Source organism: Streptomyces sp. NPDC021019 (assembly GCF_044333295.1).
Classification (GTDB): domain Bacteria; phylum Actinomycetota; class Actinomycetes; order Streptomycetales; family Streptomycetaceae; genus Streptomyces.
In genome coordinates this window covers 571,722-592,387 of record NZ_JBIRQR010000003.1, presented here as the reverse complement: position 1 = coordinate 592,387, position 20,666 = coordinate 571,722, and the positions used below count along the sequence as shown (strand labels likewise).

The window sequence follows — 20,666 nt, the reverse complement described above, 5'->3', positions numbered from 1 at the left end:
GCGGCGCCCTGGCTGGAGCACATGAACGAACAGGTCACCTCCCCACCGGAAGACCCGGGTCAGGGGCTGGCTTCCGCCGAGGTACCGCCTTCCGGCGAGGTACTGCTCAGCGCCGAGGTCTTCAACGGCGAGCCGGGCTGCATCGCGCTGGCGCGTGCGCTCGCCGACCGCTTCCTGACGCGCCTCGCTGTGGAGTGCCTCGCCCCGATCGGCGAGCACACGCGCAGCGACCTGATGCTGGCCGTGAGCGAGCTGGTCACCAACGCCGACCGCTACAGCCACGGCCCCTACCTCCTGGAGTTGGAGGGCAACGCGCAGCTCATCAGCGTCACGGTGTACGACAGCAGCACCGCGTTGCCCGTGCTGTACGCCCCCGACCCGTCCCGCCTCGGCGGGCACGGCATGGAGATCGTGGTGGCCCTGTGCGACCGGCTCACGGCCGAGCGGGTGCCGGTGGGGAAGCGGATCCGGGCGGAGTTCCAGCTCAGCACCTGAGCCGGGCCGGCGTCCCTCAGGCGTCGAGCACGGCGGTGACCTCGATCTCCACCGACTTCTCGGTGACGGGGGAACCTGATGGCGACCCAGCGGCTCACCCGAGGACCCGGGTCTGTGGCGTGCGGGCTCGTCGGCGCGGGAGATCTCCTCCGCCGCGGCTCAGGACGCGTCCCGGCCCTCCGGCCGGCCGAACCAGTCCAGGCACAGCACCAGTGCGTCGTCGAGCGTCTCCGTGCCCCGGTACTCCGCCAGTTCGCCGAGCATCGCCCGCGGAACGGTGGCGGCCGGAAGCAGCCGTGTCGACTGGATGGCGCGGGCCAGCGCGCGTTCCCCGTACGCCTCGCCGAGCGGCGACTCAGCCTCGTAGACGCCGTCGCTGAGCAGCAGCAGCCGGTCGCCGGGCTCCACGTGGAACTCCTGAACCGTGTACTGCGACTCCTCGAACATCCCGAGCGGCAGCTGTGCTTCCAGTTCGATCCGGCGGACCTCCCGGCCGCGCTGCATCCACAGCTGCGGCGATCCCGCGTCGACGACGCCGACCCGTCCGGTCGCCAGCTCGAAGCGGAGCAGCAGGGTGGAGACGTGGGACGCGCCGCGGTGCTGGTCGTAGAGCGCCTGGTCGGCGAGGGCCGCCTGGTCCGCGATGCCGATGCCGGCCCGGCGGGCGTTGCGCAGGGCGTTGACGGCGAGGTTGGTGAGGAGGGAGGCCTGTATGCCCTCGCCCATGCCGTTGGTCACCGCGAGGGTCAGCTCGTCGGCGTCGGCGGCCCAGTCGTAGTTGTCGCCGTGGATGGCGTACGCGGGCTCCAACTGGGCCCCGATCGCGAACTCGGCGGCGGTGCAGGCGCGGGCGGGCAGCAGTTGCCACTGCATCTCGGCGGCAAGGGTGAGTCGGGTGGTGCGCCGGGCGCGCTGGTACAGGTCGGTGTCCCGTTCCGCGACGAGGATCTCGTGGCCCAGCAGGTCCGCCATGTGGGTCAGCTCGCCGACCAGCTCGGGGGTGGACAGGACCTGGGGCAGCCGGACGGTGAGGATGCCGAGCCGTTCGCCCCGTACGGTCACGGGCAGGTGGTGGTCGACGGCGTCGTCGTGCCGGACCTGCTGTTCGCGGGGCTCCTGGCTGCCGAAGGCCCGGCCCTCGGGGCTGTTGTGGAGAGAGAGGGGCTCGTTCTCGTCGTCGGGCCGGTCCAGGGATTTGAGGACCCGCAGACCGTAGTCGGCGAGGTGGAGCTCGACCGCGAGGGCTCCGTAGGCGCTGCTGAGCTCGGTGCGCAGGGTGGCCAGCAGGGCGTGCGGCGCCGCGGCCCGTACGGCGGCCTCGATGTCCGTTCGTCTGTTCACGGTCTCTCGCGCAATCTTCGTCCTGCGACGTGGTAGGGGCCGGGGCCGGGCTGACAAGCGGGCCTGACGGGTGACACAGTGGCTGAATGCCCCACCGAGGATTTCGCCCGAGCAGTCGCGAACAGGCGTCCGCCGACGCCGTCGCCGCCTCGGAGCTGCTGGAGGTGCTGTGGGGCCGGGGTCAGGAATCGGCCGCTTCGGGAACGGTATCGCCCTCCCAGCTTCGGGCCCTGCTCGTGATCGAGAAGCAGGAAGGCACCAATCTGCGGGCGCTGGGCGAAGCCCTGGGATCGCGTGCTCCCTCCGTCAGCAGGCTCTGCGACCGGATGGAGGCGATGGGGCTCGTGGTGCGGGCGCCCAGTCCGACCAGTCGGCGCGAAGTCGAACTGCGGCTGAGTCTGCGCGGCCGCACCCTTCTGGAAGAGTACCGGGCCCTGCGCGCCGGCGAACTGAACGCCGTGCTGGAACGGATGGATCCCGCCGCCCTCGCCGCCCTCGCCGAGGGCCTCGCGGCCTTCCACGCCGCCGCTTCGGAGCGCCTTTCCCCTGGAAGGGGCACGGCCGCCCCTCCACTCCGCGACGATGTCGCCGACAGCGCCTAGCCTCATCCAGCTCCTGCTTCCGCATCCATCGGCTCTGGGCCTCCGACCACCGGCCGAGCACTGTCGGGGATCAGATTGTTACCCGATGGAGAATGTTGTCAAATGGCAACTGTTACTTCTATCGTTAGTCCAGACCTGCCGCGACCAGGGAAGGAACCATGCCGACCCGTCCGGCGACACGGCTCTCCGCCCCTTCCGATCCGCCCGAGGTGCCTTCCGTGCTTTCATCGCCCAACGAAGACAGAGCCGTCAGAATCACCACTCGGCAGGAGCGGGACGCTTTGGTCCTCACCGTGTCGGGTGACCTCGATATCGACAGCGTCACACCGTTGGGCCTCGCCCTGACTTCGGCGGCCGGCGACGGCACCGGCCCGGTCGTCGTGGACCTCTCCGGCGTCGGCTTCGCGGATTCGACGACGGTGAACGTGCTCCTCCAAGGGCACACCGCGCTGGGCGACCGGCTGCGGCTGGCCGCCCCGTCCCCGTTCATGCGCCGCCTGATCGACATGATCGGCCTCGACACCGCCCTGCCCGTACTGCCGTCCGTGGACGCCGCCATCGAGGCCGTACTGCCTTCGTGACGGCCCGGGTGCGAAGGGGCGGCTACCGCCCCTTCGCACCCGTTCCGGGCGTCCGGTCGAACACGCAGTCCCCGCACAGCCCGCCGCCCGGGCAGCGCCAGTACAGGCAGCAGCTCCGCCGCCGGAACGCCGGACCGTGCGGGGCCCCGGTGTGGCGCAGCGCCTCGTCGTCGAAGAGCTCGGCCGCCAGCGCGCGGGCCCGTGCGGCCACGTCCGGCCGGTCGTGGGCCCGCGCGAAGGCGACGAGTTCGCGCACGGACCCCGCGAGCGCGGACCCCGCGTTGCCCCGCAGCAGCTGCGGCGAGATGGTGCCGTCGCGCCGGAACGCCTCGGCCAGCGGGTCCAGATGCCCGTGCTGGACCTCCTCGCGGATCCGGGCCGCCGTACCGGGCAGCTCGGCCGTCCCCGCGAGCCACAGGTCGTCCGGCGAGGTGGCCGACGGGTCCCAGTGAAGGGTGTCGGGCGGCAGCGCGGGGATCCGTCCGAAGAGCGCGGCCGGGCCCAGCGCGAGGGACCAGAGCCGGGCGGCGAGACCGAGATGGGCGATGGAGGCGGCGACCCGGCGCTCGGGGGCCGCGAGGCGTGCCGCGACCCTGTCGACCCGCGCGGCGAGAGGGGCGCCGTCCCCCGCGTACAACTCCTCCAGCGGACGGTGCCCGCCGCCCGGCACCGGAGTGGTCCGCAGCGCGAAGAATCCCCCGACCGACGCCAGTAGCACCAGGTCCATACCTGTACCCCCCTCGGTTCCCGGCCCGCTCCCGTGACCGGCCGTACGGCCACCGCCGGTGCCGCCCCCGCCGCTCACCGTATCCGCCGGGCGAGAACTTCTGACGCCCGGGGACGAGAGGACTACCGTCGGGAGGAGGACGTCGGTCCGTCGGGCGTACTACTGGGGCAGTAGGCCGAAGTGCAGTCTCAAGGACGACGACGTGAGGCCCCGGACGGGACATCGTGGTGTACATGAGCTCCCTTGCGTTGTCCGTGCTGCTGTCACTGGTCTCCGCGGTCGCCTACGCGGCCGGGGCGATCGTCCAGGAGCGCGTGGCCGCGACCGGTGACAACGCGTGGCAGGCCCTGCTGCGCAACGGCGTGTGGTGGGCCGCCGTCCTTCTCAACGGGACCGGTGCGGTCCTGCATGTGGTGGCGCTCGCGTACGGCCCGCTCAGCCTGGTCCAGCCGCTCGGCGCGCTGACGATCGTCTGCGCCCTGCCGATGGCGGCCCTGTTCGTCGGGCGGAGGGCGGGGGCGACGGCCTGGCGCGGCGCCCTGATGGCGACGGCCGGGCTCGGCGGACTGCTGGCCCTCACGGGGAACGCCGAGCCGCACACCCTGAGCGGTCCCGAGCAGGCGCTGCTGGCCTCGGTGACGTTCGGGGCCGTCGGCGCGCTCGTCGTGCTCGCCCGTACGCTGCGCCGACCGGTCCTGCGCAGCATCGTCCTGGCCACGGGCGCGGGCGCGGCGTTCGGCATGGCCTCGGTGTTCACCAAGACCGTGGCCGTGGAATGGACGTCCGGTTCGCTGCGCTCGGGCGCCCTGCCATTGCTGGTGATCGCCGCGCTCGCGGCGGCGGGCCTCTTCCTTTCCCAGGCCGCCTACCGCGGCGCGGGCCTCACCGCTCCGCTCGCGACGGTGACGGTGGTCAACCCGGTAGTGGCCGCCGCGATCGGCATCACGCTGTTCGGCGAGCACTTCCGCCTCGGCGTCCCGGGCACCGTCCTGGCCATCTCCTGCGGGGCGCTGGCCGCCGGGGGGCTGATCATGCTGACGCGGGAGCGACTGCGCACGGAGCAGGCCCGGGAGCCGCGTACGGACGCCGCCGGTTCGGAGGCTGCCCCTTCGCCGTCACCCGTCGTGCCGGAACCGGCGTCGGGGCGGCTCCCCGTGACGCGGCTGCCGTCGCCCCTGACGCCGGGGCAGGCGGTGCCGCGGCTGGAGTTCGGCACGCCGGGCCCCTCACGAAGCAGCGGCGGCGCGGTGGAGCCACCCTGCGCCGCTCCCGCTCCGACCGGACGGTTCAGACCCTGACGCCGCCTGCCCGGAGGTAGGCGAGCGGGTCGACGTCCGAACCGTAGCCGGGGCCCGTCCGGATCTCGAAGTGCAGGTGCGGGCCCGTGCTGTTGCCCGTGGAACCGGAGCGGGCGATGCGCTGCCCACCGGAGACCGACTGCCCCGCCCGCACGTGGAGCGCGGAGAGATGGGCGTACTGGCTGTACTTCCCGTCGCTGTGCCGGATGACAACCTCGTAGCCGTACGCTCCGGCCCAGCCGGCCGAGACGACCCGGCCCGGAGCCACCGACTTCACCGATGTCCCGGTGGGCACGGGGAAGTCCACGCCGGTGTGATAGCCGCTGGACCAGCCGCCGGCCTGCCGGTAGGGCGTGCCGGTGCCGGCGGAGACCGGGGCGCTGAAACCGGTGTGCTTCGCGGCCCGCTCCGGAGCGGGGCGCTCCTTCTTCGGTGCTTCCTTCTTCGGTGCTTCTTTCTTGGGTGCTTGCTGCTTCGGGGCCGTCTCCTCAGGGGCCCGCTGTCTCGGGGCTTCCTTCTTGGGCGCGGTCTGCGCGGGTGCGTCCTTCTTGGCTTCGGCCCTGCGCTGATCCGCCTTCTTCGCCTCCGGCGCCGCCGGGGGCTTCGGAGCGGCCTTCCGCGCGGGCTGTCCGGGGCTCTTCCCCTCCCCCGCCTTCGGTGCCCGGCTCTGGTCGAGGCTCAGCCGCTGACCGGGGAAGATCAGGTCCGGGTCGCCTCCGACGACGGTGCGGTTGGCCGCGTAGAGGCCCTGCCAGCCGCCGCGTACCCGCTGGGCGGACGCGATCCCGGAGAGGGAGTCGCCGGTCGCGACGGTGTACGAGTCGCGCTTGCCCGGCACATGGGTGGGCGTCGCCTCGGCGGGAAGGGTCCGCGGCTGCCGGGGCGGTGCGCTCTGCGGCGCCGCGGCCCGGACGGGCCGGCTTCCCGCGCTCTGCGTGTCGGGCCCCGCCTCCGGGGCGGCCCCGGGCGCGTCCCCTCCCCGGGTGAGCCCCGCCGGTACCGAACAGGTGGGCCAGGCACCGGGGCCCTGGCCGTCCAGGACCTTCTCGGCGACGGCGATCTGCTGGTCCCGGTCGGCGAGGTCGGCGCGCGGCGCGTACTGCGTGCCGCCGTAGGCGGCCCAGGTGGAGCCGCTGAACTGCAGACCGCCGTAGTAGCCGTTGCCCGTGTTGACGGCCCAATCGCCGCTGGACTCGCAGGCGGCGACCTTCTCCCAGACCTCGACCGGCGCGGCCCCCGCGGACGCCGCGGTGATGAGAGGAAGCGCGATGCCCGCGCCGCTCGCCGTCACCGTGAGCGAGGCACGGTTGATCCGGCTCGGCTGGTATCTGCGGTGCCGTCCGTTCGCGGCCATACGTGGCTCCCCCACTGGCGTCGGGTCATGTCGCAAGGGGCAACGTAGGTCCGCCCAGTGACTGATCACAAGCAAAACGTGATAGTCGGCCGCACTCGGCCGGTTCGTGGCCGGATTCCGATCCCTGACCGTCCGGCCGGCCTCAACTTCCGCTCCGCCCGACGCGCTTCGCCCGAACGCGTCGCTCCCCGCCGCCGCTCTCCCCCGTCGTCCCCTCCGTTCCCCGCCCCCCCCACTGCTCCCCGGTCGGGCTCCTCACCTCGCCCCGCCTGGACCGGATAGATGGAGAGCGCTCTCCATCGAGTGCTATAAATGCGGTCATGACGGATGATCCGCGCTCGGCCGGAGCGCCCACCCTGGAGGACGTGGCGCGGGCGGCCGGCGTCTCGCGCGCCACCGTCTCCCGGGTCGTCAACGGGGTGCGCAACGTGGACCCGGTGATCCAGGAGGCCGTGCGTCAGGCGGTCTCCGTGACGGGCTACACCCCGAACCGGGCGGCCAGGTCCCTGGTGACCCGCCGGACGGACGCCATCGCCCTGGTGGTGTCCGGCGCCGGTGTCGAGCCGGAGGCGGCCCGGCGGTACGACGGCACCGGAGCGTCCGGAGACGGGGGCGGGGACGGGGACGGAGGCTGGGGCGAGCCCCGGGTCCGGACCGGAACTCGGGCCTCCGGGAAGGACGAGGCCGGCCACGGGAGTTCGGGCTCGTTCACCGCGCAGGTGTTCTCCGACCCGTTCTTCGGCCGGGTGGTGACCGGGGTGGTCGACTACCTGCGTCCGCGCGGCATGCACCCGGTGCTGATGTTCGCGGAGACCTCACGGGCCCGCGAGGAGGTGGTGGCGTACCTGCGGCAGGGCAGCGCTGACGGGGCCCTGGTCGTCTCGACGCACGCCGAGGATCCACTGCCGGGGCTGATCGCGGACGCCGGCCTGGCTGCCGTCCTGTTCGCCCGCCCCGCCCGGCCGGTCCCGGTCAGCTACGTCGACCTCGCGCACCAGGACGGGGCTCGGCTGGCGGCCGAACACCTCCTGGGCCGGGGCTGCCGCCGGATCGCGACGATCAGCGGTCCGCTGGGCGTACCGGCGGGTGAGGCCCGCCTGACAGGCTTCCGGGACACCATGGCGCGCCACGGGCACCCGTACATCCCCATCGCCGAGGGGCAGTTCACCCAGGAGAGCGGTGAGTCGGCGATGGAGCGGCTGCTGGCGGAGCATCCGGACCTGGACGGGGTCTTCGCCGCCAACGACCTGATGGCTCTGGGAGCCTGCCACGTCCTGCGGGAGCACGGCCGCTCGATTCCGGGGGACGTCGCGGTGGTGGGCTTCGACGACAGCAGCGCGGCCCTGGCCTGCCGCCCGCCGCTGACCACGGTCCGCCAGCCGGTGGAGGGGATGGCCGCCGAGATGACGCGCCTCCTGCTGGACCGGCTGGCCCGGCCGGACGCTCCGGTGACCTCCGTGATCTTCGAGCCGGAGCTGGTGGTGCGGGGCTCGGCCTGATCCGGGTGGAGCCCCTCGGGTCCGGTGGGCGGGGGTGCGCGGACATGGGCGAGGATGCCCGTATGACCTCACCCCCGGCCGGGCCCCGTCTCCGGGTCGCCGCCTATGTGATCCGGCGTCACCCCTGCCCCGCCCTGCTGGTGTTCGACCATGCGGACTGTCCCGGGGCCGGCACCCAGGTGCCTGCGGGCGGCGTCGCGCCGGGCGAGGATCCGGAGCGGGCCGTCCTGCGTGAGATCGCCGAGGAGACCGGGCTGACCGGGGCCCGCGTCGTCCGGCGGATCACGGTGGACGAGCGGCCCCACCCCGAGACCGGGCAGCCCCGGCTGACCACCTTTCTCCTGCTCGACGCGCCGTCGGGCGGGCCGGCGGCGTGGGAGCACCGAGTCCGCGGCGACGGGTCCGACGCGGGGATGCGGTTCGCCTGCCGGTTCGCGCCGCTTCCCCTGGAACACCCGCTGGCCGACGCCCAGGACGCGTGGCTGGGCCTGGTGGACCCGCGCTGGATGGCCTCGGGCGGCGCGGCCGGGAAGGGCTCCGGCCCCGCGCCGGGCACGGCCCGCTGAGGCGCGGCAGCCACGCCGCCCCGCGCGTCGGCGGGCGCGCGGGGCGGCGGGCGCGTCACGGGGCATCCCGCGCTCAGGCCATCGGAGTGCGGTGACGTTCCCGGACCGCCTGGACGGCCGTACGGGGCGGCGCGCCGGAGCCGCCCGGCCCGGGGCGGCTGCCGCCCCGGGTGAGGAAGGCGGCGAGCGGGAGCGTCGCGGCGCCCACGGTGACCGCGTCCGGGCCGAGGCGGCCCATCTCGATGGTGGTGCGGGCCGCCGCGTGGCGCAGGGCGTACTCGTTCGCGTACCGGCGGATCTCGGGCAGCAGGCGGGGGCCGATGAGCAGTCCCGCCCAGCCGCCGATCAGGATCCGCTCGGGCAGGAAGAGGTTGATGAGGTCGGCGAGCGCCGCGCCGAGGCATTCGGCCGTCTCGTCGAGCAGCGCGAGGGCCACCGGGTCCGGGGCGGGGCCGCCGCCTCCCGGGTAGGCGGCGGCGAGCAGGGCGGCCAGCGCCGTCTCGTCGTCGGCGTCCTCGGGCAGCGGGCCGCCCGCATCGCGCCAGCGCTCGCGCAGGGCCTCCGCGCCGGCGTACGCCTCCAGACAGCCGATGGAGCCGCAGCGACACCGGCGGCCGCGCAGCTGGACGGTGGTGTGGCCCCATTCGAGGGCGAGGCTCGTGCGGTCCTCGTCGAGGATGTCGCCGCGGTCGACGCAGGCCCCCACGCCCGAGCCGATGAGGGCGATGGCGGCGGCGCCCGCGCCCCGGCCGCCGCCGAACCACATCTCGGCCTGGCCGAGCGTCTTGGCGCCGTTGTCGACGAACAGCGGCACCTCGGGCGGCACGTCGACCGCTTCGCGCAGCAACTGCTCGAAGGGGACCGCGCGCCAGCCGATGGTCTGGCCGTGGACCACCGCGCTCCGGGAGCCGTCGGGGCCCTCGGGTCCGTCGCGCTCGATGATGCCGGGGACCCCGATGCCGATGCCGAGCAGTCGGCGCGGGTCGGCGCCCGCGTCGCGCAGCACGTCCGCGACGCCGGTACGCACGTGCGCGACGATGCGGTCGACGTCGTAGCCGTGCTGGGCCAACAGCCTTTCTGTGCGGGCGAGTTCGGTCAGGGAGAGGTCGAACAGCTCGACGCGGACCCGGGTCTCGCCGATGTCGATGCCGACGAGCAGCCCGCCGTCCGGGGCGACGCGCAGCAGGGTACGGGGGCGGCCGCCGTCCGAGTCGACGACGCCGGCCTCCTCCAGGAGACCCTCGGCGGAGAGTTCCGCGACGACGTTGCTGATGGAACCTGAACTCAGCCCCGTGACCGGTCCGAGCTCCTGGCGGCTCAGCGGGCCGTCGAAATACAACCGTTGCAATACCCTCGCTCGATTGCCCCTTCGCAGGTCACGCACGGTCCGTCTGTTGCGCTCGGCCATGTTGCTCCTTCCCGTCCAGGAACATACCCCGGCCCCAGGCCTTGACGCGACCTTCCCTCACCTCTTAAATCACGGCATAAAATAAGTCATGGAGGCCGTTCGGTTCCCGAACGCAGCCATCCCCGGAAAGGGGCCACCTCACATGCGTCACGCCAGAGCCGCAAGCGCCGCCACCCTCGCCCTCGCCATCGCCGCAGCCGCCACCGGCTGTGGCGGCGGGACCACCTCGGGCGGCAGCAACGAGTCACCGAAGACCCTCACGTACTGGGCGTCCAACCAGGGGCCCAGCATCGAGGCCGACAAGGAGATCCTCACTCCCGAACTGAAGAAGTTCGAGAAGGAGACCGGGATCAAGGTGAAGCTGGAGGTAGTGCCGTGGGCCGACCTGCTGAACCGGATCCTCGCCGCCACCAGCTCCGGCCAGGGCCCGGACGTGCTGAACATCGGCAACACCTGGTCGGCCTCGCTCCAGGCGACCGGTGCGCTCCTGCCGTGGGACGAGAAGAACTTCGAGGCGATCGGCGGCCGGGACCGCTTCGTCGACTCGGCGGTCGCCTCGGCCGGCAAGGAGGGCGAGCCGCCCGCCGCCGTGCCGCTGTACTCGCTGGCGTACGCCCTCTACTACAACAAGAAGATGTTCGCCGAGGCGGGCGTCGAGAAGCCGCCCGCAACCTGGGACGAGCTGGTCGCGGCCGGCAAGAAGATATCCAAGGACGGCAAGTGGGGGCTGGGCGCCGAGGGCGGCAACCTCTCCAACAACATCCACCAGACCTTCGTCCTGGGCCAGCAGCACGGCGTCGACTTCTTCGACAAGGACGGCAAGGCGACCTTCACCTCCGACGGTGCGGTCGCGGCGGTGAAGCAGTACATCGACTTCATGGCCAAGGACAAGATCATCGCTCCGGGCAACGCGGAGTACGCCCAGAACCAGTCGCTCACCGACTTCGCCAAGGGCAAGACGGCGATGGTGCTGTGGCAGGCCGCCGCCTCCACCTTCGCCGCCCAGGGCATGAAGCCCGAGGACTGGGGCGCGGCCCCGGTGCCGGTCCCCTCGGGCGTACCGGGTGCGGCCAAGCAGACCAACTCCATGGTCGCGGGTATCAACATGGCCGTCTTCAAGAACACCAAGAACATCGACGGCGCGAAGAAGTTCGTGAAGTTCATGACGAGCGACGCCGAGCAGAAACTGCTCAACCAGACCTACGGATCGATCCCGCCGGTCAAGGCCGCACAGGCCGACGAGGCCTTCGGGGCCCCCGACCTCAAGGTCCTGCGCGACACCCTCGCCACCAGCGCCGCCCCGCTCCCCCAGGTCCCGAACGAGTCGCAGTTCGAGACGGCGGTGGGAACCGCGGTCAAGGAACTGTGGGCGGACGCCGCGGCCGGACGCCCCGTGACCGAGGAATCCGTCAAGGCGCGCCTGGAAAAGGCGCAGCAGACGATGCAGCAGTGAGGCTCTGATCCATGACCGCCACCGTCACCACGGACCCCGAGGTCGACAAGTCGACCGGCACGGGTACGAGCCGGGGCACCGGGGGTGCGCGCAGGAGACTGCCGCGCATCCCCGACCGGATCCGCCAAGGCGGACTGCCCTATCTCCTGCTCCTGCCCGCCGTCCTGCTCGAACTCCTCATCCACATCCTCCCGATGGTCATCGGGATCGTGATGAGCTTCCGGCAGCTCACACAGTTCTTCATCAGCAACTGGGGCGCGGCGCCCTGGATCGGCCTCGACAACTACAGCATCGCCGTCGACTTCGACGCGCCGATCGGTGAGGCCCTGCTCCACTCGTTCTTCGTGACGTGCGTCTTCACGTTCTTCTCGGTCGGGTTCGCCTGGCTGTTCGGCACCGCGGCGGCGATCCTCCTCCAGGAGAGCTTCCGGGGCCGGGGCCTCCTGCGGGCGATCTTCCTCGTCCCGTACGCCCTGCCGGTCTACGCGGCCGTCATCACCTGGGCGTTCATGTTCCAGCGGGACAACGGGCTGGTCAACCACGTCCTGCACGACCAGCTCGGCATCACCGACGAGCCGTCGTTCTGGCTGATCGGTGACAACAGCATCTACGCCCTGATCATCGTCTCGGTCTGGAAGGGCTGGCCGTTCGCCTTCCTCATGCTGATGGCCGGGCTCCAGAACATCCCGCGCGAGCTGTACGAGGCCGCCTCGATCGACGGCGCCGGCATCTGGCAGCAGATCCGCCGGATCACGCTGCCCTCGCTGCGCCCGGTCAACCAGGTCCTGGTCCTGGTGCTCTTCCTGTGGACGTTCAACGACTTCAACACCCCGTACGTCCTGTTCGGGAAATCGGCGCCGGAGAGCGCGGACCTGATCTCGATCCACATCTACCAGTCGTCGTTCGTCACCTGGAACTTCGGCACCGGATCCGCGATGTCGGTCCTGCTGCTGCTCTTCCTGCTGGTCGTGACCGCCGTGTACCTGTTCCTCACCTCGCGCGGAAGGAAGGGCGCCGATGTCTAGCCTCACGCGGCCGACCCGCACCACCCGGTCGCGGGCCCGCTCGCCGATGGCCGCGCCGCGGTCCTTCCTCTGGACCCGCCGCATCGTCCTGACCCTGCTCGCCGGCTTCGTCCTGCTGCCCGTCTACGTGATGGTCAGCAGCTCGCTGAAGCCGCTCCAGGACGTGTCGGGGAAGTTCCAGTGGATCCCGTCCACGCTGACGATCCAGCCGTACTTCGACATCTGGGAGACCGTTCCGCTCGCCAAGTACTTCGTCAACTCGCTGATCGTGGCGGGCTCGGCGACGGTGCTGTCGGTGACGATCGCGGTGTTCTCCGCCTACGCGGTGAGCCGCTACCGGTTCATGGGCAAGCGGGTTTTCACCGTCACGGTGCTGTCCACGCAGATGTTCCCGGGCATTCTCTTCCTGCTGCCGCTGTTCCTCATCTTCGTCAACATCGGCAACAGCACCGGCGTCGCGCTGTACGGCTCGCGCGGCGGGCTCATCCTCACGTACCTGACGTTCTCGCTGCCGTTCTCCATCTGGATGCTGATCGGGTACTTCGACTCCATCCCCCGGGACCTCGACGAAGCGGCCCTGGTCGACGGCTGCGGCCCCGTCCGCGCCCTCTTCCAGGTCGTCGTGCCGGCCGCCGTCCCGGGAATCGTGGCGGTGTCGGTGTACTCCTTCATGACGGCCTGGGGCGAGGTCCTCTTCGCCTCCGTCATGACGAACGACGCCACCCGGACCCTCTCCGTCGGGCTCCAGGGCTACGCCACGCAGAACGACGTGTACTGGAACCAGGTCATGGCCGCGTCCCTGGTCGTCAGCGTCCCGATCGTCGCCGGGTTCCTGCTCCTCCAGCGCTATCTGGTCGCCGGTCTCACCGCGGGAGCCGTGAAGTGACCCCCACCGGCGAGAGCCGTCCGTCGCCCCCGACCGAAAGGCAGCACGTGTCCGACCTCAACGCCCTCCCGGCGGACTTCACCTGGGGCGTCGCCACCGCCGCGTACCAGATCGAGGGAGCCGTGGCCGAGGACGGCCGCTCCCCCTCGATCTGGGACACGTTCTCGCACACCCCCGGCGCGATCGACAACGGCGACACCGGTGACGTGGCCTGCGACCACTACCACCGGGTCCCCGAGGACATCGGCCTGATCAAGCAGCTCGGCGCGGAGGCCTACCGCTTCTCGATCGCCTGGCCGCGCGTGGTGCCCGGCGGGGACGGCCCGGTCAACAAGGCGGGCCTGGACTTCTACGACCGGCTCGTGGACGGCCTCCTGGAGGCCGGGGTCACCCCGTTCGCCACGCTCTACCACTGGGACCTGCCGCAGGCGCTCCAGGACCGGGGCGGCTGGACCGTACGGGAGACCCCGGAGCACTTCGCGGCGTACGCCTCCCACGTGGTGGAGCGCCTCGGGGACCGGGTCAAGGACTGGGCGACGCTGAACGAGCCGCTGTGCTCGGCCTGGATCGGTCACCTGGAGGGCCGGATGGCGCCGGGTCTCACCGACCTGACCGCCGCCGTGCGGGCCTCCTACCACCTGCACCTGGGCCACGGTCTGGCCGTGCGGGCGATCCGGGCGGCCTCCTCGGACGCCCGGGTCGGCATCGTCAACAACCTCAGCCCGATCGAGCCGGCGAGCACGAGCGGGCCCGACCTCGCCGCGGCCCGCCGCGCCGACGGCCACATCAACCGCTGGTGGCTGGAACCGATCCTGGGGCGCGGCTACCCGCAGGACATGGTGGAGGAGTACGGGGTCGAGCTCCCGGTCCGGCCCGGCGACCTGGAGACGATCGCCGCTCCGCTCGACTGGCTGGGGCTCAACTACTACTTCCGGCAGATCGTCACCGCCGACCCGGACGGGCCCGCACCGCACGCGAAGCAGGTCCCGGTCCCCGGCGCCCGGCTCACCCACATGGACTGGGAGGTCCACGCGGAGGGCCTGGAGCGGCTGCTGCTCCGCCTGACCGAGGAGTACGGCGTCCAGCGGATCCACGTCACCGAGAACGGCTCGGCGTACGAGGACGTCGTCGCGGCGGACGGCTCGGTCCACGACCCGGAGCGCGTCCGGTACCTGGAGGAGCACCTCGCCGCCTGCGCCCGCGCGGTGGACAAGGGAGCCCCGCTGGCCGGGTACTTCGCCTGGTCGCTGATGGACAACTTCGAGTGGGCGTACGGCTACGACAAGCGGTTCGGTCTGGTCCACGTGGACTACGCGACCCAGCGCCGTACGGTCAAGAGCAGCGGACGCCGGTACGCGGAGCTCATCCGGAAGCACGCGGAGCGGCGCGGCCGGACGGCCGTCTGACCCTCCTCCACCGGCTCCTGCCGGCCCCCTCCGGCCGCGGCGCATCCCTCGCCGCGGCCGGACCGGTCGCCGACCACCCGACGGCCGGTCCCGCAAGGAGCTTGCGGCGGCACCTGCCGACAAGGATCGGACGGTCTTCCATCGACGCGAAGGCGCACCGCGGTGCTCGACCGTGAGACCGTCGCGTTCGACGGGTCGGGGCGGAGCGACTTCGAAGGGCTCCCCGGCGACCGCACGAACCTACAGCGCACGGTCCATCGGGTCATCGGTCGCTTCCTCGCCCCGCCAGCTCTTTTCCGCTGCCCGCCACCCGGCGCGCGCATGGGTCCAGGGCAGGGAGTCGAGAGGTTGCAGACGTGAGTGCCGGAGTACCGCCCGCAGGGCGATGAGCCCCGGTCCGGCGTCCGGGCGGACGGACACTCCCTCCGCGAGTTCCTTCGCCGTGGGGAGGGGCGGGCGGTCAAAGTTGACGTTGCGCAGCCCCGCTCCGATCAGCCACAGCAGTATCCCGTCGCTGACCGCCTGCGCGCACTCCGCGTCGATGTCGTCGGGGCCGAGCGGGTTGACGAACGCGAAACCGAGCCGCCCGTCCGGGAGTGGCTCGAAGTCCACGGTGAACCAGGCGAACCCGCCCATACAGCTCGGCCGGGTGTAGCGGACTTGGACGTCGCGGCGGGCTTCGGCGGGGAATCGCATGCCGGAAGCGTGCCCGTTCGACGGACGCCAGAGCAACGGATTTCCAGGGCCGGCGGCCGACGCCCGCGGTCCCGGCGGAAGTTGAGCACGAGGTGATCGGCACGACCGTACGCGCTCACCGGACCCGGGCGAGCAGTTCATCGATCAGCGGCTTCTCGCCACCGCCACCGAGGTGGGCGATGGCCGTGAACGGTGCGATCACCTGGCTCCGGGCGTGGAGTCGGTCGCCATCGAGTCCACGCGCCGCCGCCACGTGCTCGCGGCGGGTCTCGACAGGCTGACGGTGGACCATCCACGTACACCGGTTGATCAGAGTGGGGAACACTGTGCTGATGAGCTCAGCAACCTTCCGGACAGCGCGGGAACGGGCCCTTCGGCATGTCGCGGGACTGGCCTCGGGCCCTCCGATGGACCCGGCGTTGCGGGTGACCCTCAACTTCCACCCGGACCGTCTGCTGCACGGCAAGCCGATCCTGGACGCCATGGCCGAGGACGGCGTCTACCACTCGCAGTTCGTCACCGGGACCAGCAACGGCGGCTTGACCGCTCATCCGGGCGGCGACCGGTGGCGCTGGGAGAGCCGGATCTTCGACGGAGCCTACGACGAAGCGACCGCTCATGAGCGGCCCGCCTACGGGGCGTTGAACTTCCGCCGCAAGTCGGTCGGCGGGGCGCCGCGGTTCGGTTCGGCCCACTTCCGGCTGGCGGCCCAGACGCTGACGCGGAGCACGTTCTGCTACCCGGACAGTTTCCTCGAACCGTCGGATTTCGGTGTCGCGGCCCGCATGGGGCTCATCGAGCTCGCCTGCGCCGATCGTCAGGACGAGCTCGACGACTACATCGAGGCGCAGGTGCACGGGTCGGTCCAGCTCCGATGCGATGTGGAGGCGCTGGTGCTGGACCCCTGCTACCGGGGCACGGCGGTCGAGGACGCGGCTCTGCGTCTTGGCTGCCCGGTGGAGTGGCACCCCGGCTTCCGGCTCCGGGTCGAAGAACTCCGACGGCACCCTGACTACCGTGGCCGGGAATACATCGACTTGGGCACGCGGATCGCGGTCGACGCCATGCTCGATCCCCGGATCATCGGAGACGCAGCACGCGCCGGCCACCATGACCCCCAGGCGGTCAAGAAGGTGTGGCACTACCTGGCGCGATTCGGGAACCCGTGGAAGGCCGTGGACAGACCGGTGGTTCCGGCACCGATGGAAGAGGCCGTACTCGACGGCCTTCGTCGAGGGGCCGGTGCCAGAGGCGCATGACAGACAGTCCACCGCCGGTTCTCCGAGTGGACGGCGACACAGGAGTGGGCGAAGCTCCACCGCCCGGTGCTGGACGGGCTCGGCGCCCACGGGGAGCCGGACCGGTCGAGGCGGGCGATCGACTCCGCGACCATGCGAGCCCTCAAGGGGCGCCGCCGCCGTCCGGCCGAACCGCACGAAGACCGGGGCTACGACGACGACCACCCGCCGAGATGGCTCCGGTCCCGGAACCTCGCCCCGCGTATCGCGCGCAGGGGCGACGCATCCTCCCAGCGTCTCGGCCGTCACCGCTGGACCGTGGAGCGGACGGTGGCCCGGCTGTCCGGGTGCCGTCGTCCGCACCGACGCCACGAACGCGAGGCCGAGCACTTCCTCGCCGTCGCCTGCCTCGCCGCCCCCTCATCTGCTGTCGGAGATCGACCGACTGAGGCGATCTCTCAGGGGGTCCACGGCCCCAGCATGCCCTTCATCGCGTCCGCCATCGCGAACTGCAGCAGCGGACCGTAGGTGATCCGGCCGACGCCGAGACGGCGGAAGCGGTCGAGGTCGTGGTTGACCGGATGCGCCGTGGAGTTCACGGGCACGGAGACGGCGGCCGTCACCGCCGCGAGCAGTTCGTCGTCGTCCTGGATACGCACCGGGTAGACGCTGTCGGCGCCCGCCTGCTCGAGGGCCCGCAGTCGCTCGATCGCCTCGTCGAGAACGGCGGAGGCGTCCTCCGCGTGCAGGAACAGGTCGGTGCGCCCGTTGATCCAGACCGGGACTCCCGCCTCGTCGGCCGCCGCGCGCAGGCCGGCGACGTAGGCCGCGTGCTCCTGCGTACTCCGTACGCGTCCCCCCTCCGAGTGGACGGTGTCCTCGATGTTGAGGCCGACACCGCCGACCTCGACGAGACCGGCGACGAGATCCGCGGGCTGCTGTCCGTAGCCGGCCTCCAGGTCCACGGAGACGGGGACGTCGACCGCCGCGATGATCGGCCTGACGGCGGAGAGCACCTCGTCGAAGGTCTGACCCTCCTGGTCCGCGGCCCCCCGGGAATCGGCGAGCGGATGGCTGCCGACCGTCAGCGCGGGGAACCCGGCGTCGGCCGCTGTCCGCGCCGACCAGACGTCCCAGACGGTCGGCAGGACGAGGGGCCTGTGCTCGGCGTGCAGTTGCTTGAGGCGTTGAGCGCGCTCAACGGTGATACGAAGGTCCATGCCGAGCACGCTACCTTCCGCGACGTGCCGACGGGGCGCGGCCGAGGGTGCGAAGGCGTCGAGCCCGCGGCGGTCACGAGTGTCCGTGGCCGCCGCGGGCTCCCTGCGCACCGTCGCCGGCGTTGGCCGCCGGGCAGCGGCGGCCGACGCTGTCCGGCTGGAAGGACGAGGCTCGATGGGCTTCCCGGATCAGAACAGTTCGTAGTTCTCGTCCAGGACCGCTCCCTCCCCCGGGTTGTTCTCGTCGTAGCCACGGGCGTTGCACTGGAGAGCACCGACGATGCAGTGATCGACCAGGGCGTCGAGCGTGGCGTCGTCCCAGGCGTTGAAGAAGTCGTAGTGGAAGGAGTGACCGGTGCCGCTGGCGAGTCTCACCTGCGACATGTCACCGTTGACCGGCCACGCCATCTTGAACTCGATCATCGGCAGGGCGACCGGGTGGCTCGTCGGGCAGACGTCCTGGTTGGCCCCCATCACGATCGGATAGGCCATGTGGGCCTTGTGGTCGGGGGTGTCCAGATGCTTGCCGTCCCAGCAACTGGGCGCCTGCATGCGCAGGTTGAGCTGGGTGTCCCGGCTGGTGGGGCAGGCGGCGGGGAAGTCGTAGTTGTGGTAACTCTCCCCGCACTCGTACCCCTCGACCATCCCGGGGTGGTCGCGGAACTCCTGCGCGGTCTGTGTGGGGCTGCCGACGACGAACCGCAGTCCCTTGGGGAAGGGCAGTACGGTGCGGTAGTCGGTGACTCCGGCCTTGTAGTAGATGGTCTGGGGGCCGACCGGGCGGACCTCCTGGTTCCCGTTGTGGAGCGTCGGCATCCAGTAGGCGGACAGGTCGCCGGGCGCGAGGCAGGCGGTTCCGCCCGCGCTCAGGGACGCGGTGGTGCTGCTCGCGTTCGTGGTGTCGTTGCCCATGAACGTGTGGTCGTGCGAGGCGCCGGCCCGGCCCGGGTAGACGATCGGGTCGTCCGGGGCGGTGTGGTTGACCGAGCAGTTGGCCTGGAACTCGTGGAAGTAGCGGTGCGGCGGGATCTCGTCGGACGGCTCCACTCCTGTGACCGGGGGGTCCGCCGGTATGTAGCCGTCGCCGTCGGGGTCGTCCCCGACGGCGACGGGCTTCGCCGACGCCATCTTGTGGCCCTGCATGACGTGCGAGGCCGCCGCCGGTTTGCCGGACGGGGGCGGGGCCGCCTCGGCGGCGGTCGCTCCGGCGTTCGTGATCGCGGTGAGCCCGAGCGCGACCAGCGCCAGGGCGGTCGCCACCATCAGGACGGACACCAGGGCCGTTCTGTCGAGTCTTGTCACCATGGGGACCTCCATGCCGCTCTTCATCCCTGCACATCGGGTGCACGGTGGGGGGAAAGGGTGAGCTGGACGGTGCAGCCGGGAGGAGACTCCGCCCCGCACGTCACGAGGCCGACGGACCAACGGAGGTCCGGGAGAGCGCTCTCCGAGAGGTGTCAGTGTTGCGCCGGTTTCGCGAGGGTGTCAATAGCCGGTGAACGATGCGCTGGGCAGAGGCTGTTGGGTCCTGGGAGAACGCTCTCCCAGGACCGCGCACGGAAGCGGCCCCGCACGCCGGCGGGGCCGCTCACAGTGCATTCGCTGAGCCGACGGGATCCTGGCGGCCCGGACCGCTCGCCGCCCGGCGACCTCACCCGTCGGCGGGAGACGCCCCACCGGGGAGGACGGCGGAACGGATCCCCCGGATCACGCGGTGTGCAGGGTCAGCCCGTACCGGTTGAGGATCTCGTTGACCGGCTGGTGCCAGGTCTCCCCGCCGCCGGAGCAGTTGCCCCAGCCGCCGGAGGTGACGCCCTGGGCCTGGTCGCCGCTGATGAACGAGCCGCCGGAGTCGCCTCCCTCGGCGCAGACGCTCGTCTTGGTCATCTGGTGCACGGCGCCCTGGCTGTAGTTGACCGTCTCGTTCTTGGCGAGGACCCGGCCGCAGTGCCAGCGCGTGGTCGAGCCGGAGCGGCAGATGGACGCGCCGACCGGCGCCTCGTTCGAGCCGCGGACGAGTTGGTCGGAGACGGTTCCCCAGCCGAGGACGACCGGCACGGTCCACCACCCGTTGGCCACGTTCACCCAGGCGTAGTCGTTGCCGGGGAAGGACGAACCCTGGAAGTTGCCGATGGCCGAGCCGTCCCAGCCGCGCACGGACTGGCCGGCGCCGCCGCAGTGCCCGGCGGTGACGAAGCCGCCGTGTACGGAGAAGCCGATCGAGCAGCGGACGTTGCCCGTGTAGTACGGGTCGCCTCCGACCGTTCCCGCGGCGAAGGTCCGCGGCGCTTCGGCGGTCGTCGCCACGGTCACGGGTCCCGCCGCGCGGGCCTTGGCGACGAAGGAACGGACATCGTTGTCACGCCGCTCGGACGCGACGACGTTCACGACGACGCTGCTGGTAGCCGGGTCTACGTGCCAACTGCTCACGCCGGACGGGGCGGACAGGGCGTCGATGCGGACCTTCGCCGCTTCCAGCCGCTTCGCCGAGTGCTCGACGAGCCGGGCGTCGGCGCCGGCGGCCCGTACGGCCTCGGCCTTCTCGGCGTTCGTGACGGCGACGACCAGCTTGCCGGTCCTCGCGTCGAACCAGGAGCCGCCGAAGGCGGAGCCCGCGGCGCGTTGAGCCTTCGGTTCGAGGGCGGTGGCCGCCTTCTCGTCGGCGAGCCTCGCGACGGCCTCGCTCTCGGTGAGGCCGAAGTCGCGCTGCATCGCGGTGAGCAGGGCCGCTGAAGCGGGGGCCTCCGCGGAGTCGGTGGGGGCGGCGGAGGCGGACGAGGGGCCGGCGGCCCAGGCACCGAGGAGCAGGAGTGCGGACAGACCGGTCCGCAGCACGGTTGCGTGTCTCAAGGGAGTGACCCTTCCTGTTGT

20 protein-coding genes and 1 pseudogene are annotated in these 20,666 nt (G+C 71.7%); 12 read left to right on the top strand and 9 right to left on the bottom strand.

Annotated elements, in window-relative coordinates; all coding sequences use genetic code 11:
- Positions 1–21: 21 nt before the first annotated feature.
- The gene (locus ACH4RG_RS20105; protein WP_397918114.1) at positions 22–495 is read left to right on the top strand and encodes an ATP-binding protein; all 474 of its coding nucleotides are present in this window, start codon (positions 22–24) and stop codon (positions 493–495) included.
- Between the two features lie 159 nt (positions 496–654).
- On the opposite strand, the gene ACH4RG_RS20100 is transcribed toward ACH4RG_RS20105, so the two are convergent.
- A complete protein-coding gene (locus tag ACH4RG_RS20100) occupies positions 655–1,836 on the bottom strand; it encodes a PP2C family protein-serine/threonine phosphatase (RefSeq protein ID WP_397917726.1) in 1,182 nt (393 codons plus the stop codon).
- A gap of 86 nt (positions 1,837–1,922) precedes the next feature.
- Here ACH4RG_RS20100 and ACH4RG_RS20095 point away from each other — a divergent pair, with 86 nt between their 5' ends.
- Positions 1,923–2,438, top strand: coding sequence for a MarR family winged helix-turn-helix transcriptional regulator (locus ACH4RG_RS20095; protein WP_397917725.1), 516 nt, complete (start codon positions 1,923–1,925; stop codon positions 2,436–2,438).
- A gap of 218 nt (positions 2,439–2,656) precedes the next feature.
- Positions 2,657–3,019, top strand: a complete 363-nt coding sequence (locus ACH4RG_RS20090) for an STAS domain-containing protein (protein ID WP_397917724.1) — start codon at positions 2,657–2,659, stop codon at positions 3,017–3,019.
- 22 nt (positions 3,020–3,041) lie between these two features.
- On the opposite strand, the gene ACH4RG_RS20085 is transcribed toward ACH4RG_RS20090, so the two are convergent.
- Positions 3,042–3,746 (bottom strand): (2Fe-2S)-binding protein, encoded by a 705-nt coding sequence (locus tag ACH4RG_RS20085; RefSeq protein WP_397917723.1) that lies wholly within the window; start codon positions 3,744–3,746, stop codon positions 3,042–3,044.
- A 233-nt stretch (positions 3,747–3,979) separates the two neighbouring features.
- On the opposite strand from ACH4RG_RS20085, the gene ACH4RG_RS20080 reads away from it, so the two are divergent.
- Complete coding sequence (locus ACH4RG_RS20080; protein WP_397917722.1) at positions 3,980–5,044, top strand: DMT family transporter; 1,065 nt, start codon at positions 3,980–3,982, stop codon at positions 5,042–5,044.
- Here ACH4RG_RS20080 and ACH4RG_RS20075 read toward each other — a convergent pair.
- The gene (locus tag ACH4RG_RS20075) at positions 5,034–6,398 is read right to left on the bottom strand and encodes a transglycosylase family protein (protein WP_398539918.1); all 1,365 of its coding nucleotides are present in this window, start codon (positions 6,396–6,398) and stop codon (positions 5,034–5,036) included. The two genes, ACH4RG_RS20080 and ACH4RG_RS20075, sit on opposite strands and share 11 nt — an antisense overlap.
- Before the next feature lie 320 nt (positions 6,399–6,718).
- Between ACH4RG_RS20075 and ACH4RG_RS20070 the strand changes: the two genes are divergently transcribed.
- Positions 6,719–7,897 (top strand): LacI family DNA-binding transcriptional regulator, encoded by a 1,179-nt coding sequence (locus ACH4RG_RS20070; protein WP_398539917.1) that lies wholly within the window; start codon positions 6,719–6,721, stop codon positions 7,895–7,897.
- Positions 7,898–7,959: 62 nt separating this feature from the next.
- Positions 7,960–8,463 (top strand): NUDIX domain-containing protein, encoded by a 504-nt coding sequence (locus ACH4RG_RS20065; protein WP_397917719.1) that lies wholly within the window; start codon positions 7,960–7,962, stop codon positions 8,461–8,463.
- A 73-nt stretch (positions 8,464–8,536) separates the two neighbouring features.
- Here ACH4RG_RS20065 and ACH4RG_RS20060 read toward each other — a convergent pair whose 3' ends face one another.
- A complete protein-coding gene (locus ACH4RG_RS20060; protein WP_398162690.1) occupies positions 8,537–9,871 on the bottom strand; it encodes an ROK family protein in 1,335 nt (444 codons plus the stop codon).
- 142 nt (positions 9,872–10,013) lie between these two features.
- Between ACH4RG_RS20060 and ACH4RG_RS20055 the strand changes: the two genes are divergently transcribed.
- Genes ACH4RG_RS20055 through ACH4RG_RS20040 form a run of 4 tightly spaced genes read left to right on the top strand, consistent with a single transcriptional unit; the run spans position 10,014 to position 14,641 of the window.
- Complete coding sequence (locus tag ACH4RG_RS20055; protein ID WP_397917717.1) at positions 10,014–11,324, top strand: ABC transporter substrate-binding protein; 1,311 nt, start codon at positions 10,014–10,016, stop codon at positions 11,322–11,324.
- A gap of 11 nt (positions 11,325–11,335) precedes the next feature.
- Complete coding sequence (locus ACH4RG_RS20050; RefSeq protein WP_397917716.1) at positions 11,336–12,349, top strand: carbohydrate ABC transporter permease; 1,014 nt, start codon at positions 11,336–11,338, stop codon at positions 12,347–12,349.
- Positions 12,342–13,235, top strand: a complete 894-nt coding sequence (locus tag ACH4RG_RS20045; protein WP_398162691.1) for a carbohydrate ABC transporter permease — start codon at positions 12,342–12,344, stop codon at positions 13,233–13,235. The genes ACH4RG_RS20050 and ACH4RG_RS20045 overlap by 8 nt, the downstream gene beginning before the upstream one ends.
- A 47-nt stretch (positions 13,236–13,282) precedes the next feature.
- Positions 13,283–14,641, top strand: coding sequence for a GH1 family beta-glucosidase (locus tag ACH4RG_RS20040; protein WP_398539916.1), 1,359 nt, complete (start codon positions 13,283–13,285; stop codon positions 14,639–14,641).
- Positions 14,642–14,881: 240 nt separating this feature from the next.
- Here the strand turns inward: ACH4RG_RS20040 and ACH4RG_RS20035 are convergent, their stop codons facing one another.
- Positions 14,882–15,337 (bottom strand): hypothetical protein, encoded by a 456-nt coding sequence (locus ACH4RG_RS20035; protein ID WP_398539915.1) that lies wholly within the window; start codon positions 15,335–15,337, stop codon positions 14,882–14,884.
- Between the two features lie 115 nt (positions 15,338–15,452).
- Positions 15,453–15,629 carry a hypothetical protein gene (locus ACH4RG_RS20030; protein WP_397917712.1) on the bottom strand — a complete coding sequence of 59 codons (177 nt, stop codon included), beginning with the start codon at positions 15,627–15,629 and terminating at the stop codon, positions 15,453–15,455.
- Positions 15,630–15,744: 115 nt separating this feature from the next.
- Here ACH4RG_RS20030 and ACH4RG_RS20025 point away from each other — a divergent pair, with 115 nt between their 5' ends.
- The gene (locus ACH4RG_RS20025; protein ID WP_398540030.1) at positions 15,745–16,596 is read left to right on the top strand and encodes a DUF3626 domain-containing protein; all 852 of its coding nucleotides are present in this window, start codon (positions 15,745–15,747) and stop codon (positions 16,594–16,596) included.
- A gap of 3 nt (positions 16,597–16,599) precedes the next feature.
- Positions 16,600–17,024: pseudogene (locus tag ACH4RG_RS20020) on the top strand (hypothetical protein); the annotation flags it as partial.
- A 9-nt stretch (positions 17,025–17,033) separates the two neighbouring features.
- On the opposite strand, the gene ACH4RG_RS20015 reads toward ACH4RG_RS20020, so the two are convergent.
- The 3 genes from ACH4RG_RS20015 to ACH4RG_RS20005 form a co-directional block, all read right to left on the bottom strand.
- Positions 17,034–17,795, bottom strand: a complete 762-nt coding sequence (locus ACH4RG_RS20015; protein WP_398539914.1) for an isocitrate lyase/phosphoenolpyruvate mutase family protein — start codon at positions 17,793–17,795, stop codon at positions 17,034–17,036.
- Between the two features lie 189 nt (positions 17,796–17,984).
- Complete coding sequence (locus tag ACH4RG_RS20010; RefSeq protein ID WP_398539913.1) at positions 17,985–19,100, bottom strand: DUF1996 domain-containing protein; 1,116 nt, start codon at positions 19,098–19,100, stop codon at positions 17,985–17,987.
- A 402-nt stretch (positions 19,101–19,502) separates the two neighbouring features.
- Positions 19,503–20,645, bottom strand: a complete 1,143-nt coding sequence (locus ACH4RG_RS20005; RefSeq protein WP_397927227.1) for a S1 family peptidase — start codon at positions 20,643–20,645, stop codon at positions 19,503–19,505.
- Positions 20,646–20,666: the final 21 nt, after the last annotated feature.